Raw genomic sequence first — 14,249 nt, forward strand, 5'->3', positions numbered from 1 at the left:
AGACCACTAACGGCGCAACGAGATGAACGCCCCGCACGCTACGAAACAACCGATGCCGCTGCGTATCGATGCCGCTCAACTGCACGCGTTCGTATGTGCGATCTGGGAGACGGCGGGCAGTGCGCCGCGCGAAGCCGCATTGGTCGCCGACCATCTGGTTGCGGCCAGCCTGACCGGGCACGATTCGCACGGCGTCGGCATGATTCCGCGTTACGTGGCGTCGATGCGCGATAACGAGCTCAAGCTGAACCTGCATGCGCAGGTCGTGCGCGACGCGGGCGCGGTCCTCACCGTCGAAGGTAACAGGGGCTTCGGCCAGGTCGTTGCGTTCGAGGCGATGGAACTCGGCGTCGCGCGCGCGAAAAAGCTGGGCGTCTGCGCAGTGGGGTTGCGCGGTGCGCATCACATCGGGCGCATCGGCCACTGGGCCGAACAGTGCGCCGCAGCCGGGCTGGTGTCGTTTCACTTTGTCAACGTGGCGGGCGATCCGCTTGTCGCACCGTTCGGCGGCACGGACCGGCGCATCGGCACGAATCCGTTTTGCGCTGCGTTCCCGCGCGCGGGCAAGCCGCCGCTCGTGCTCGACTTCGCCACCAGCGCGATCGCGTATGGCAAGGCGCGCGTGGCGTTCAACCAGGGCAAGGAGACGCCGCCGGGCTCGCTGATCGATCACGAAGGGCGTCCGAGCGTCGAACCCCGGGTGATGATGGAAGCGCCGTTCGGATCGCTGACGCCGATGGGCGGCCACAAGGGCTTTGGTCTTGCGGCGATGTGCGAGATATTCGGCGGCGCGCTGTCCGGCGGCTTTACCACGCACGCCGATACGCTCGGCACGACGAACGCGATCGTCAACTGCATGTTGTCGGTGATCCTCGACCCCAACGCGTTCGATGCGCCAAACGCCGAAGCAGAAGCGGACGCGTTCGTCGAATGGGTAAAAGCGTCGCCGCTCGCAGCCGGCACCGGGCGTATTTTCGTGCCGGGTGAGCCGGAACGTGCCACGCGCGGCGAGCGTAGCGCCCAGGGTGTGCCGGTCGATCCGGCTACGTGGCAACAGATCCTCGATGCCGCGCGCGACGCCGGCATGCCGGCGTCCGACGTCGAGACGTGGGCGCAAAAACTCTACTGAACGCCACCGCGGGCACCGTCGGCTTTTGATGAAAGCGCAATCCGCCGGATTGCGCGGCCGGGCCGTCCGCTTCCCCGTCTATTCCCATATCTATAAAGCGCATTGTCTGCAATGAGGACAAACGCGTCTTTTTGCGTACCAATTCCTTAATTCGCCACATATTGTCGAAAAGCGGAATTTTTACCTATGCAAATTCAATAAAAAATGTGGGCCTTGCCACCATCATCTCGCTGAATTCTTTCAATCAGCTTTATTTCATCGCGCGTCTGGAAGTTTTCCTCCAGCGTGCCGCAGGCGTCGCCAAGGCGCCACGGTACGCGTGAAATCGTGTGCCGACGGGGCGGCTCAGTTCGACACGCATCCGTTTCTTCCTTTAGCAAGCATGAAATCCATATAGGGATTTGCCATGTTCTGTTCGCCCCCGCTCCCCACGGGATTCCGGTCTGTTTTAGGCTCCCATTGCTTTACCCGTATTTAAAATACCTGATGAGGACCAAAAAATGAATCTCCGTAACCATCACGCCTGCCGTCCTTTCCTGGAAGCTGGCAATCTGTCGCAAATTTCCGCCTACTACGAAGAAGGCCGCAACATCATGTGGATGATGTTGCGTGCTCAACCACGTCCGTGTTTCAACATTGAGCTGGTGCATGACATCCTGAGCCTCGCGCGTTCCGCGCGTGAGTCGAAGCTGCCGATCGACTTCTGGGTGACCGGCTCGCTGATTCCGTCGATATTCAACGTCGGCGGCGATCTCGACTTTTTTTCCGATGCGATCCGTACCGGCAAGCGCGAGGAGCTGTTGGCCTATGCGCGTTCCTGCGTCGATTGTGTGCATGCGGCGGCGCGCGGTTTCGACACCGGCGCGATCTCGATCGCGATGGTGGAGGGCACGGCGCTCGGCGGTGGCTTCGAGGCGGCGCTCGCACACCATTTCCTGCTCGCCCAGAACGACGCGCGCATGGGCTTCCCCGAAATCGCGTTCAATCTGTTCCCGGGCATGGGTGGCTATTCGCTCGTCGCGCGCAAGGCGGGCATGCGCCTTGCGGAGGAACTGATCGGTGTCGGCGAATCGCACACGGCGGAATGGCATTCGGCGCGCGGGCTCGTCGACCAGCTGTTCGAACCGGGCGAGGCATATATCGCCACGCGCACCTTCATCGATACGATGCGCCCGAAGCTGAACGGCATTCGCGCGATGATGCGGGCGCGTCAACGCGTGCTGCAGCTCTCGCGAGCCGAGCTGATGGAGATCACGGAGGATTGGGTCGAGGCGGCGTTCACGATCGAGGAAAAGGATCTCGCGTTCATGGAACGTCTCGTGATGGTGCAGAACCGCCGCACGTCGAATCTGCGCGCGAGCCCGGCGCCGAGCGCGAACGTGGCGTAGTGCTCATCCCGTCAGCCATGGCCGCACCCGGATCCGAACCAGCACGGCCGGCAACAACAGAAAACGGTAACCGGTAATGGCAGTAGCAGTAAGCGCGACAGCAGGCTGTCAGGCGATGAGCCTGATTTTCTGTCTGTCGCGCAACCACGCCTCGAATTCCGCGACGGGCATCGGGCGGGCATAACGGAACCCCTGCACGTATTCGACGCCGAGCCCCTTCATGAAGACTTCTTCGGCTTCAGTTTCGATCCCTTCGGCGACCACTTTCAGTTCCAGTTCCTGCGCCACGGCCACCATCGAGCGCACCAGCGCCTGCGCCTTCTTGTCGGCGTCGATCGAGCGCACGAAACTGCGGTCGAGCTTGATCATGTCGAGCGGAATCCGGCCCAGTTGCGACAGCGACGAATAACCCGTGCCGAAATCGTCCAGATGCACCTGCGCGCCCAGTTCGCGGAATTGTGTGATCAGGTCGATCGCGGCGGCTTCGTCTTCGATCAGGCAACTTTCCGTCAGCTCCAGATCGACGAGACAGCTTTCGAGATCCGCGCGTTCGAGCGCTTCGCGGAAATGTCGCACCACGGCGGTATCCACCAGTTGCCGCGCCGAGACGTTGATCGCCACGCGCAGATCCAGCCCCTGCGCTTTCCACGCGGCCGCCTGCAGCGCCGCGGTCTGCATGACCCAGCGGCCGAGCGGTCCGATCAGGCCGGATTCCTCGGCATAACCGATGAACTCGTTTGGCTGGATCTGGCCGCGCTCCGGCGAATTCCAGCGCACCAGCGCCTCGACGCTCCTGACGACGCCCGTGGCGAGCTCCAGCTTCGGCTGGTAGAGCAGGGTGAGCTGGCCTTCCTCGAGGCCGCGCCGCAGGTTCGTATCGAGCCACATGTACTCGGCGACCTTGTGGTCCATCTCCGGAGAAAACACGCGGCAGGTGCGCTTGCCTTCGTCTTTCGCAACGTACATCGCGGTGTCGGCGGAGCGGATCACCGATTCGAGACTGTCGCCATGCTCCGGGCACAGCGCGATACCGATCGAGCAGCCCGTGTAGACCTCGACGAGCCCGAGGCTGAACGGCGTGCGCAACCGTTCGAGGATGCGCTGCGCGGTCGCTTCGAGTGCGGAGCGGGTCGCGTCGACCGCGAGCACGATGAATTCGTCGCCGCCGAGCCGCGCGAGCGTATCGCCCGCATCGAGGCAGCCGCGGATCGCCGACGACACGTCCTGGATCAGCCGGTCGCCGAACACATGTCCATAGTGGTCGTTGACCTTCTTGAAGTTGTCGAGATCGAGAAAAAGAATGCCGGTCGATTCGCCTTCCTTCGCGGATTCGATCGCCAGGCGGATGCGGTCCTGGATCGCGTTGCGGTTCGGCAGGCCCGTGAGCGAATCGGTATTGGCCAGCTCCGAAAGGCGTGCCTGGGCGCGGCGTTCCTCGGTGATGTCGGTGCCCGAGCAGATCAGGAACTGCTCGTCGACACCGCTGCCGCTTTTCACGAACTTGTTGCGAAACAGGAACAGACGCTCGCCGTGGACGGTTTTCACGAGCCGCTCGACTTCGTACGACACGCCGCGGTTGAAAAATCCGCTGATATTGAAGCTCGACGCCGCGCCGTCCTCGGAAGACATGAAGAGCGCCCAGACGTTTTTGCCGATAACGTCTTCTTCCTTCATGCCGGACAGTTCTTCGCCGAGACGATTGAAGCGCTGGATGCGTCCCGCCTGGTCGAGAATCACGACGAGCGAATTGACTTCCGACACGACCTGTTCGGCAAACGACAGGCCATGCACCAGATCGCGCGCGACGGATTCGGTATCGGAATAGGCGGACGCCGTGCCGGCCCACGAGGAGCCGTTCAGCTTCCGGCCAACCAGATGCAGGCGCAACGGTTCGCCGAACAGACGAATATCGAGGATCAGGTTCGAGGTAATGCCGGTCAGGCGGCGGATCTGCGCGGCCTGCTGGACGGTGAGGGCGATGGCGACGTCGGCGGGGCCGGCTCCGGTTTCCGCGGTCAACTCCAGCGCGTTGCTGTCTTTCGACAGGCGCCAGCATGGGCTGGTCGTGCCGAAGTGTGCAAAAAGCACCTGATGATCCTGGTCGTCCTGCATTGAGTCCCCCGGACAGGCTCCGCCATCCGGCTCGTTATTCACGCTGGCGAGCGGTCGGGCGGCAAACGGTCTTCCGTCGAAGATTGGCTTCATTGTATCCAGGTGGCCGAATGACGGGGTTCGTAACGGGTTAACGACGCGCGAATCCCTTTTCTTTAACAGATTTGCAGGTTTAAAGCCAGGTATGGGGATGCGGCTGCGCGGCTTGAGGTGCGATGCGATGCGCGGCACTAGCCGCGCTGTATCAGCGCAATTCGCATGCGATCGCGTGTTTGCGCGTCGAAATCGGCGAGATAGCCGAACGAACCCGCGACAAGCGTCGCCACCGGCACCCCATCGCGATACAGCAGACGGTTGCCGCTCACCGCAGGCACCTTGTCGCCTGGCAACAACGTACCGGCGAGATTCAGCGGATCGGTGCCCGATACGCAGATAAAAGCACCATCGTTCGCATGGCGGCGTATTTCGCGAAGCACGGGAATCGCTTCGGGCAGCGCGAACTGCTCGCCCGCGAGTCCGTTGACGAAACGCCCGCCGCGCACGAGTCCGCGCGCTTCGAGCTTTTGCAGCGTGCGCAGCAGTTCGCGCCATGGCGGCAGCCAGTCGGCCTCGCGTTCGAGCAGACGCCAGAACACGATGCCATAGCGGCACAGCAGCGTCATCGCGATATGTTCGAGCACCTCGGGATCGGTGGGCGGCGTGCGGCCTGGTGGGGTGGAAATCTCCGCGGTGGGCTGCGTTACGCGCCGCCGCACCAGCGCCCAGCGACCCGCGTCGTCCATGCCGCCGATCAGCGCGCCCGCGCCGCGCGGACGGCGGCTACCGTAGTAGGCGTTGCGTTTCGCGACCGGTTTGAGCAGCGCGCGCAAACCCGCGAAGCTGTCGGAGTTCGCAAGACCGGCGGCGACCAGTTCGCCGAGCGCGTTTTCCAGTTCGATCTTGAGGCCATGGACGTCGTTTAACAACTCGTCGAAGAACATCGCGCCGTGTTCCTTTAGCGCGTCGTACACGTGCTGCGCGCGCGCCGACAATGTCAGTGGCTTCGACGTATCGACGAGCGCGCTCCAGATGTTCATGTTCCGGCGCGGCAACAACACGACCGGCGTGCTGCGCACCGGCGCGCTCGCTACCTTCGTGCGTCCGGTCAGGCGCGTCCACACCACCTTGCCGGAACGGCACAGTTCGTCGAGCGCCGTGATCGAATAGTCCTTGAGACGCGCGGGCAGGATGTCTTCTTCCCACGCGCCGGCAGCGGCCTGGAATCCTTCGAGCTGATCGACCACCGCCGCCAGCGCGTCGCGTCCCTCGCCGCGCGTATCGGGTGTCAGGTGCTGCCACGCAAACAGAAAGCGCATGAAATCGTGCCGCTCCACCGGCTCGATTTCGCGACGCAGCCGCTTCACCGTATAGCGGTTGATACGCGCGAGCAGATGCCGTTCGCACCATTCTTCCTCGCTTGCGCCAGGCGTGAAACGGCCGCGCATCACGTAGCCTTCTGCTTCGAGCCGCACCAGCGCCTGGGCCACGCGCGATGCGGGCAACGCAAGCGGACCCGCGATCCGCGTGACGGGCAGCGGCCCCGATCCAGTCATGCGTGCGCGCACGACGTCGACGATGGCGTCGTCTTCAGTCCACGCTTCGGTATAGCCCCTCGGTGCCTTGAGCGCCGGATGAAGCGGCGCATCGGGATAGATCGCGCGCAGACACGTGAGGCGTTCGGCGGGCCACCATAACGCGTCGCCCTGATCCAGCGGCATGCGCGTCGCGCGTCCGCCCGCGGCGAGCGCATCGAGCCAGCCAGGCCAGCCCTCGTTGCGCTGTGCTTCCGCTTCGCCGATGCAGGCGAGACCCGTCAGCGCTTCATGCATTTCATCCACGTTGCGCGCTTCCGGCCACGCTTCACGACGCACGCTTTCGATCGCCTCGGGGTCGAGCGCGCCGAGATCGTCGGCGGATGCGGGATCGGTATATCGGCGGTTCAGCACGGCCTGGGTGCGGCGTTCCTCGAGCGGCGCATCGTCGAGAAAGGCGTAGGGCTTCGCCGTGAGAATTTCGGCGGCGAGCGGCGAGGGGGCCGGCAGATCGCGCGTGACGAGCGTCAACGTGCCCGCTTCGATACGTCGCAACAGCGCGAGCCAGCCATCGGTATCCATCGCTTCATGCAGACAGTCGTCGATGGTCTGCTCGACGAGCGGATGCGCGGGCACGTCGCGTTCACCGACGATGTTTTCGAGGCACGCGGCCTGGTCCGGAAACACGGCGGCGAGCAGATCGTCGCTGCGCATGCGCTGGATTTGCGGTGCCGTCTTGCGACCGCCGCTGTAGCGCGGCAACGCAAGGGCGGTCGTCGCGTTCCAGCGCCAGCGCACGCCGAAGAGCGGCGCGTCGAGCAGCGCCTGGATCAGCAGGTGTTCAGCGGTATTCGAATGCAGATAGCGCCACACATCATCGAGTACGAAACTGTGGCTGCCGGTCAGCGAAAGAATGATCGCGTCCTCGGTGGCGGCGGCCTGCAGTTCGAAATTGAACGTGCGGCAAAAGCGTTTGCGCAGCGCCAGACCCCACGCGCGGTTCAGGCGGCTGCCAAACGGCGCATGAATGACAAGCTGCGTGCCACCCGATTCGTCGAAGAAGCGCTCCATCACGAGCGTATCCTGCGACGGCAAAACGCGTAACGCCGAGCGCGCCCGCGCGAGATATTCGACGATCTGCCGCGCGGCGGATTCATCGATGCCGACATGTCCGGTCAGCCAGTCGATCGCGTGGTCGATCCGCGGCGCGAGCGTCGCGGTTTCGGTTTCGGCTTCGGCTTCGGCGAGGACGATGCCATCGCCATCGCCATCGCTCGCCAACACACTGGTTGCGCGTGCAACGTCCGACGTTTCGGGTGTGGGTGCGAGGAGACGGTCGATCTCGCCGCGCAACCGCGCGACGCCCATCGACAGTTCGTCGCTACGCCCAGGCGCTTCGCCGAGCCAGAACGGAATGTTCGGCGACTGCCCGTGCGCATCCTCCACGCGCACGCGGCCGGTTTCGACGCGCAGGATGCGGTACGACGTATTGCCGAGCTGAAACACGTCGCCCGCGAGACTTTCAACCGCGAAGTCTTCGTTCACGGTGCCGATGTTGACGCCCTGCGGTTCGAGAATCACCGCGTAATCGGCGTTCTCGGGAATCGTGCCGCCTGACGTGACCGCGACGAGCCTGCTGCCGCGCCGGCCGCGCAGCATGCCGTTCACCGCGTCGCGATGGAGGTGCGCGCCGCGTGCGCCGTGACGCGTGGTATAGCCTTCGGCGAGCATGCGCAGCACGGCGTCGAACTGCTCGCGCGCGAGGGTTGCGTACGGCGCCGCGCGGCGAAAGAGTTCGAAGAGCGCCTCTTCGCTCCATTCCTCGTTCGCGACTTCCGCGGTGATCTGTTGCGCCAGCACATCAAGCGGCGCGCGTGGGATGGTGAGCGTATCGAGTTCGCCGCGCCGCACGCAGTCGAGCAATGCCGCGCATTCGATCAGGTCGTCGCGCGAGGTGGGAAAGAGCCGCCCTTTAGGCATGCCGCCCACCTGGTGCCCCGAGCGGCCCACGCGCTGCAGAAACGGCGCGATGCCGCGCGGCGAGCCCATCTGGCAGACCAGATCGACGTCGCCGATATCGATGCCGAGTTCGAGCGAAGCCGTCGCGATCAGCACGCGCAGGTCGCCGCGCTTCAGGCGCTGCTCCGCGTCGAACCGGTGTTCCTTCGACATGCTGCCGTGATGCGCGGCCACCGCTTCCTTGCCGAGCCGCCCGGTCAGATGCCGCGCCGCGCGCTCCGCCATGCGTCGCGTGTTGACGAAGACGAGCGTCGTGCGATGCAGCGCGACGAGTTCCGCGAGACGGTCATAGACGCGTTCCCACACTTCGTTCGCCATCACCGCTTCGAGTTGCACCGGTGGCAGCTCCAGCGCGAGGTCGCGCGCGCGAACGTGACCGACGTCGATGATCGCGCAGTCGGCAGGCGCGGGGTCGTCGATCACGGCGCCACCGGTCAGAAAGCGCGCGACCGCCATAACCGGCTTTTGCGTCGCGGAGAGGCCGATGCGCGGCAGACGCCGTCCGCACAACGCATCGAGCCGTTCGAGACTGAGCGAAAGATGGCTGCCACGCTTTCCGCCGGCAATCGCATGAATTTCGTCGACGATGACCGTGCGCGTCGTCGACAGCATGCGACGGCCTGAACCGGAACCGAGCAGCACGTAAAGCGATTCGGGCGTGGTGACGAGAATGTGCGGCGCGCGTTTGCGCAGCGCGGTGCGCTCCTGCTGCGTGGTGTCGCCGGTGCGCACGGCGGTACGGATATCGAGCGGGGGCAGGCCGAGCGCGGCCAGTTCGTTCGCGATGCCTTCGAGCGGCGTTTGCAGATTGATGCGGATATCGTTCGACAGCGCCTTTAGCGGCGACACATAGACGACGAGCGTTTCATCGGGCAGCTCGCCATTGTTCGCGATGCCTTCCCTGACGAGTTCGTCGATGGCCGACAGAAACGCGGTCAGCGTCTTGCCGGAACCGGTTGGCGCGGCGACGAGCGTCGAGCGGCCGCCGCGGATCTGCGGCCAGGCGGCCGCCTGGGCGTCGGTGGGCGCGGGGAACGTCTTGAGAAACCAGCTGGCGAGCGCCGGATGAAATCCTGCCAGCGCATCTGTTGCGAAAGAGCCAGGTGTCATGGAGCCGTAGGTAGGGGCGCGACGTGCCATTTCCAGAGGGCGGCGGGCACCGTCCGTTTCGGTGGTCGAACTGAAAGTCTGGCAGGTTTTCGCAACCCGTGCCAGCGCCGCGAAAACGGGTGCGGGTCGGGTATCGGCATCGTGCCCGAGAAAAAAGCGGCTTATGCGCTGCCGTCTGGCTTCATCACGCGTGCAGGCAAACGCAACCGCGCAACCACGCAACCACGTGCCTACCAGGCCCAGCGCACGCCTGCGTCGCCGAGCACGGTCCGTTGATGGGGGCCGCCGAGGTTGGTAAGCCAGCTTGCCGTCGCGAAGAGGTTCGCCGACCGGCTGATCCTTGCGACCACGCCCGCGCCAATCTGGCCGGCGGTCTGCCCGACGGTCGTGCCGATCACGGTTGTGCCCGCGAACGTCGCCTTGTCGTCCGATCCGAACGAGCGCAGCACGTTCACACGCAGCCACGGCTGCCAGTTCGCACCCATTGCATCGAAGTGCCCCTGCAGACGCACGCCGATCCGTCCAAGGAAGGTGTTGCCGTTGTTGAAGCTGACTGTGGAGATGCCGTCGTTCAGGTCGTTCACCGACAGGTGCTGCCAGATCAGCTGCGCCTGCGGTTCGACCGTCAGGCCTGTGGTGAGCGGAACCGGCAGCCCGCCTTCGAGCGATCCCGTCACCGCCGTGCCGTGTGTCGTCGCGCCCACGTTGTCGCGCGAGACCGGGGTCATCGTGAGCGAACTGCCCATCAGCACGGCGTCCGTGTACCAGCCGCCTGGTCCGATATGCGTCCAGTAGCCGCCGAGACTGTAAGCGTCGACCGAGAGATGCCCGGCGTCGAGATTCGGCGTGCCAAGCGCGAAACCCTCGACGTCGCCCGTGGCGCGCGCGAAGCCGGCGAACAGGCCGTAGTGGTTGCGATGACCGCTCGCGTTCGAGTCGGCGTAGAGATCGTGGCCCGCCTGCGCGCCGAAGACCGAACCATCGAAACCGGGGCTGGCGGTGCCGTCCTCGCGAAAATCGCTGTGACCGCCCCAGACGCGTCCCCAGGCAGCCGGCACCGTGCCTGTCTCCGTGAGCAACGACTGCTCGCCTTCACGTTCGTGGAACGTGTCGACCTGCAGCACGCCGAGTTGCCGCGCGACGGCGGGCATGACCGCGTAGACCGGCACTTCGGGGCGATACAGCGGCACGGGATCCGATCCCGCCGGCGGCGGGGCGGGCAGCGGCGGTGTGCCTGCGGCCGCGACCGGTATGCCGGTGTCGTCGTCGGGCGCCGCGACCGAGGGGAGGGGCGCGACGGTATTGCGCAGATACCAGTTGTCGCTGGTGCCGCCCGTCACGCCGCCTTTCGCGAGAAAGTACGAATACGCGCCGGCCTTCACTGGCGCCGCAAGCGTGAAGGCGTCGGGCGTGGTGCTCGCGCCCTGCGCTGTCGAGACGATTTCGATGCCGTTCGCGACCGTCTGCGCACCGTTGCCGCCGACGTTCGTGACCTTCAGGCTGGTGGTCCCGCTCCCTGCGCCGCCATTCAGCACGAGCCTGTCCGAGGCGGCATTGTCGGATTCGACGACCGTGTTCAGCGCGACCACACCGCTCTGGCCGGTGTAGTTGCCGTTGACGACCAGCTGGTTGCCCACGCCGTTGCCGCCGATCTGCACGAGTCCCGCATTCACGAGCGATCCATTGACCGTGAAGTTGCCGTTTGCAGCATCGGCAAAGGCGGGCAGTGCGTTCGCGACCGCGATGGTGCCGCTGTTCGAAACCGCGCCGGTGACGCTGCCATATCCGCCGAGCGTCGCGCCCGCCGCCACCGTTGTGTTGCCGCCGCCCGTCAGCGCCGCGCTGGCGTGCGCCGCGTCGCCCAGAGCGAGCGTGCCCGCCGCGACGTTCGTCGCGCCGCTGTAGGTGCTTGTGCCGTTCATCACGAGCGAACCGCTGCCGGCTTTCGTCAGGCCGCCTGCGCCGGTCACGGGCTGTGCGAGCGTCGATGAAAACGACTGCGTATCGATCGTGCCGCCACCGCCGTTCAACGTGATGGCGCGCGTGCCCGCGAGATCGAACGTCTGGGCCAGCTGCAACGTGCCGCCATCGAACGTCACACCGCCCGTGCCGGCGCCGAGTGCGTTGTCCGCGCCGACCGCGAGCGTGCCGCCGTCGATCAGGGTGCCGCCCGAATACGTGTTGCCGCCGGCTGCCGTGGGCGCGAGCGTCAATGTGCCCGGGCCGCTTTTCTCGACGACACCCGTGCCGCCGATCAGACCCGCGTAAGTACCGGTAGCGCTCTGCGCGAAGCGCACGAGCCCATTGTCCGTCACGTTCAGAGGCAGGTTCTGCGAGGTTGCCTGCAATGTCGCGCCCGCGTCGACGAACGCGCTCGTCGTGCTGCCGAGCGTGCCGGTCAGATTCAGCGTGCCGCTTTGCACACGCGCTGTCGTGAACGTGCCGGTGCCTGTCCAGTCCCATTGCGTGCCCTGCATCAGCAGCGTCTGGAAGTTCGTGAATGCGTTCGCGGCGGTGCCGGTTCCCTGCAGCGTCACCGTATTGCTGCCGGCACCGCCATCGGCGCTGCCGTTGATCACCGAGCCGGTTTGCAGGATCAGCGCGTTGCTGCCGTTGCCCATCGTGATCGCCGTGCCGATGCCGCTTTGTAGCAACCCCGCGTTGATGATCGTCGTGTTGCCGTTGAGCGTGCGGATAGCCGACCCGTTCTGGCTGATGATGCTGCCGCCCGCGCGGTTTTCGATCTGCGCCGTGAAGCTCGATCCAACTGTGTTGGAGAACACGGCGTCCGAGGCGCTGCCGCTCGCCGAGATCGTGCCGGTGTTGATCAGACTATCGTTGTTGCCCTGCATGTACGCGGCGGGGCTCCCGGCGCCCGTCGTCGAAAGCGTGCCGCTGTTGTTGATCATCCCGTTGCCGCCGAGAATCGAAGCCGCCCGCGCGTTGCTGCCCGACGTCGATACGCTGCCTGTATTCACGATCGTGTTATTCAACTGCCCTGAATTCGTTTGCCCCCACGCCGCAGTCATGCCGTAGGCGTTGGGGCCGGCCGTCGTGATCCGTCCGTTGTTGGTCAGCGTGTTGCCGCTGCCATTGGCCGCCATGCCGTCGTTGAATGCCCCCGTCGTGCTGATCACGCCTGTCGCTGTATTCGTCAACTGGTTGTTGTTCGTGGCGCCCAGCAGTACCGCGCCACGCGCTGTACCGGTGCCGCCGCTGCCAGTCAGCGAGAAATTGCCGTTACTCGTGATCGTGCTGGCGTGATCGACGCTGAAACCCATGGCGGTCGCCGAGCGTACGAAGCTTGCGGCGGTGGTCGGATCGAGATTGATCGTAACGCCGGTGCTGGTGATTGGGGTGATGACGGAAGGCGTGTTGGCGCCGCTGCAGGTGACGGTGGTGTTGCTGGGTGGGGAAGTGGTCGAGCATGCCGCATCGGCATTGGGCTGGAAGATGATTTCGACAAGCATGACAACGCTGCCGACACCGATTTCAAACGATCGCTTCATTGATACGTCCTTCCGTTAAATGACAGCGAGGGCGGCATCAACCACGGGTTCAGTGAGTTATAGGTTTATTCCAGGAAAATTCAAAATCCGTTTAATAGCATGACGATTGAATGCCGGGCATGCCCGGTTCAATGTTCAGGTTTCCGGTTCAGACGCGGGTCAGACGCAATCGCGGCAGACTTTCCTGACCATAAGCTTTCAGCGCAATGGCCGTCATGAAGACTTTCGACGTGTGCAGTATTCTCATACGTTGCCTTCTTCACTCACGGAGCGTTGAGATGCGATACAACCAGATGGGCCGTACCGGCGTGTTCATTTCCGAGCTGTGCCTGGGCACGATGACGTTTGGCGGCGGCGGGGGCATATGGAAACAGATTGGCGATCTGCAGCAGGCCGATGCCGAGCGTCTTGTAGGTCGCGCGCTCGATGCCGGCATCAATTTCATCGATACCGCCGACGTCTACTCAGAAGGTCTTTCCGAGCAGATCACCGGACAGGCGCTGAAGAATCTCAAGGTGCCGCGCGACAGTGTCGTCGTCGCGACGAAGGTGTTCGGGCAAACCGGCGAGTTTCCGAATGCGCGGGGTGCATCGCGGTTTCACATCATCGACGGCGTGAAGGCGAGCTTGAAGCGTCTGCAACTCGATCACGTCGACCTGTACCAGATCCACGGTTTCGATCCGGCTACGCCCGTCGAGGAAACCGTGCGCGCACTCGATACGCTCGTGCAGCATGGACACGTGCGTTACGTCGGCGTGTCGAACTGGGCTGCGTGGCAGATCGTGAAGGCGCTCGGTATCGCGGAACGTCTGGGCCTCGCGCGCTTCGAGACGCTGCAGGCGTATTACACGCTTGCCGGCCGCGATCTCGAGCGCGAACTGGTTCCGATGCTGCAAGGCGAAGGGCTCGGGCTCATGGTGTGGAGCCCGCTGGCGGGCGGCCTGCTGAGCGGCAAGTATGGGCGCGACCAGCCAGGCGAAGCAGGCAGCCGGCGCACGACGTTCGATTTTCCGCCAGTCAATCGGGACCGCGCGTTCGACTGCATCGACGCGATGCGTGGCATTGCAGAGGCCAAAGGCGTGTCGGTTGCGCAGATCGCGCTTGCGTGGCTGCTGCATCAGCGCGCGGTCACGACGGTGATTGTCGGCGCCAAAAAGATCGAGCAGCTTGACGACAACATCGCGGCGACGCAGGTCACGCTATCCGCCGATGAACTGGCGAAGCTCGACGAAGTGAGCACACTGCCGTCGGAGTATCCCGGCTGGATGCTTGCGCGGCAGGGCGAGCAGCGTCGCGAACAGCTGGCGCAGTCGGGTACCGCCGTGCGGGCAAAATAAAAGCGGCGTTGCCTGCCGGATTGGTCCGCCGCTACACCGAGGGGGGCCGCGGGCCGCGACTCCAGCGCAAAAGC

8 protein-coding genes are annotated in these 14,249 nt (G+C 64.6%); 4 read left to right on the forward strand and 4 right to left on the reverse strand.

The annotated features are described in order from the left end of the window. Positions 1-22 precede the first annotated feature (22 nt). Positions 23-1,129, forward strand: coding sequence for a malate/lactate/ureidoglycolate dehydrogenase (locus tag LPA37_RS04435; protein ID WP_229011736.1), 1,107 nt, complete (start codon positions 23-25; stop codon positions 1,127-1,129). 194 nt (positions 1,130-1,323) lie between these two features. Here LPA37_RS04435 and LPA37_RS04440 read toward each other — a convergent pair whose 3' ends face one another. After that, positions 1,324-1,509, reverse strand: a complete 186-nt coding sequence (locus LPA37_RS04440; protein WP_228982615.1) for a hypothetical protein — start codon at positions 1,507-1,509, stop codon at positions 1,324-1,326. A gap of 120 nt (positions 1,510-1,629) precedes the next feature. On the opposite strand from LPA37_RS04440, the gene LPA37_RS04445 reads away from it, so the two are divergent. Next, the gene (locus tag LPA37_RS04445) at positions 1,630-2,517 is read left to right on the forward strand and encodes a crotonase/enoyl-CoA hydratase family protein (RefSeq protein WP_228982617.1); all 888 of its coding nucleotides are present in this window, start codon (positions 1,630-1,632) and stop codon (positions 2,515-2,517) included. A gap of 108 nt (positions 2,518-2,625) precedes the next feature. Here the strand turns inward: LPA37_RS04445 and pdeR are convergent, their stop codons facing one another. The 3 genes from pdeR to LPA37_RS04460 all read right to left on the reverse strand — a co-directional run bounded on the left by pdeR (position 2,626) and on the right by LPA37_RS04460 (position 12,610). Further along, on the reverse strand, positions 2,626-4,629 hold the full coding sequence (gene pdeR / locus LPA37_RS04450) for a cyclic di-GMP phosphodiesterase (protein WP_228982632.1): 2,004 nt from the start codon (positions 4,627-4,629) through the stop codon (positions 2,626-2,628). A 230-nt stretch (positions 4,630-4,859) separates the two neighbouring features. Further along, entirely contained in the window at positions 4,860-9,359 is a 4,500-nt protein-coding gene (locus LPA37_RS04455) for a DEAD/DEAH box helicase (protein WP_229011738.1), read from the reverse strand. 200 nt (positions 9,360-9,559) lie between these two features. Next, on the reverse strand, positions 9,560-12,610 hold the full coding sequence (locus tag LPA37_RS04460; RefSeq protein WP_229011740.1) for an autotransporter family protein: 3,051 nt from the start codon (positions 12,608-12,610) through the stop codon (positions 9,560-9,562). Here LPA37_RS04460 and LPA37_RS04465 point away from each other — a divergent pair. Beyond that, positions 12,609-12,857 carry a hypothetical protein gene (locus LPA37_RS04465; RefSeq protein ID WP_228982624.1) on the forward strand — a complete coding sequence of 83 codons (249 nt, stop codon included), beginning with the start codon at positions 12,609-12,611 and terminating at the stop codon, positions 12,855-12,857. The two genes, LPA37_RS04460 and LPA37_RS04465, sit on opposite strands and share 2 nt — an antisense overlap. Before the next feature lie 259 nt (positions 12,858-13,116). Next, positions 13,117-14,175, forward strand: coding sequence for an aldo/keto reductase (locus LPA37_RS04470; protein WP_229011742.1), 1,059 nt, complete (start codon positions 13,117-13,119; stop codon positions 14,173-14,175). Positions 14,176-14,249: the final 74 nt, after the last annotated feature.

This window comes from Paraburkholderia gardini, from assembly GCF_907164545.1.
In the GTDB taxonomy this organism is placed as follows: domain Bacteria; phylum Pseudomonadota; class Gammaproteobacteria; order Burkholderiales; family Burkholderiaceae; genus Paraburkholderia; species Paraburkholderia gardini.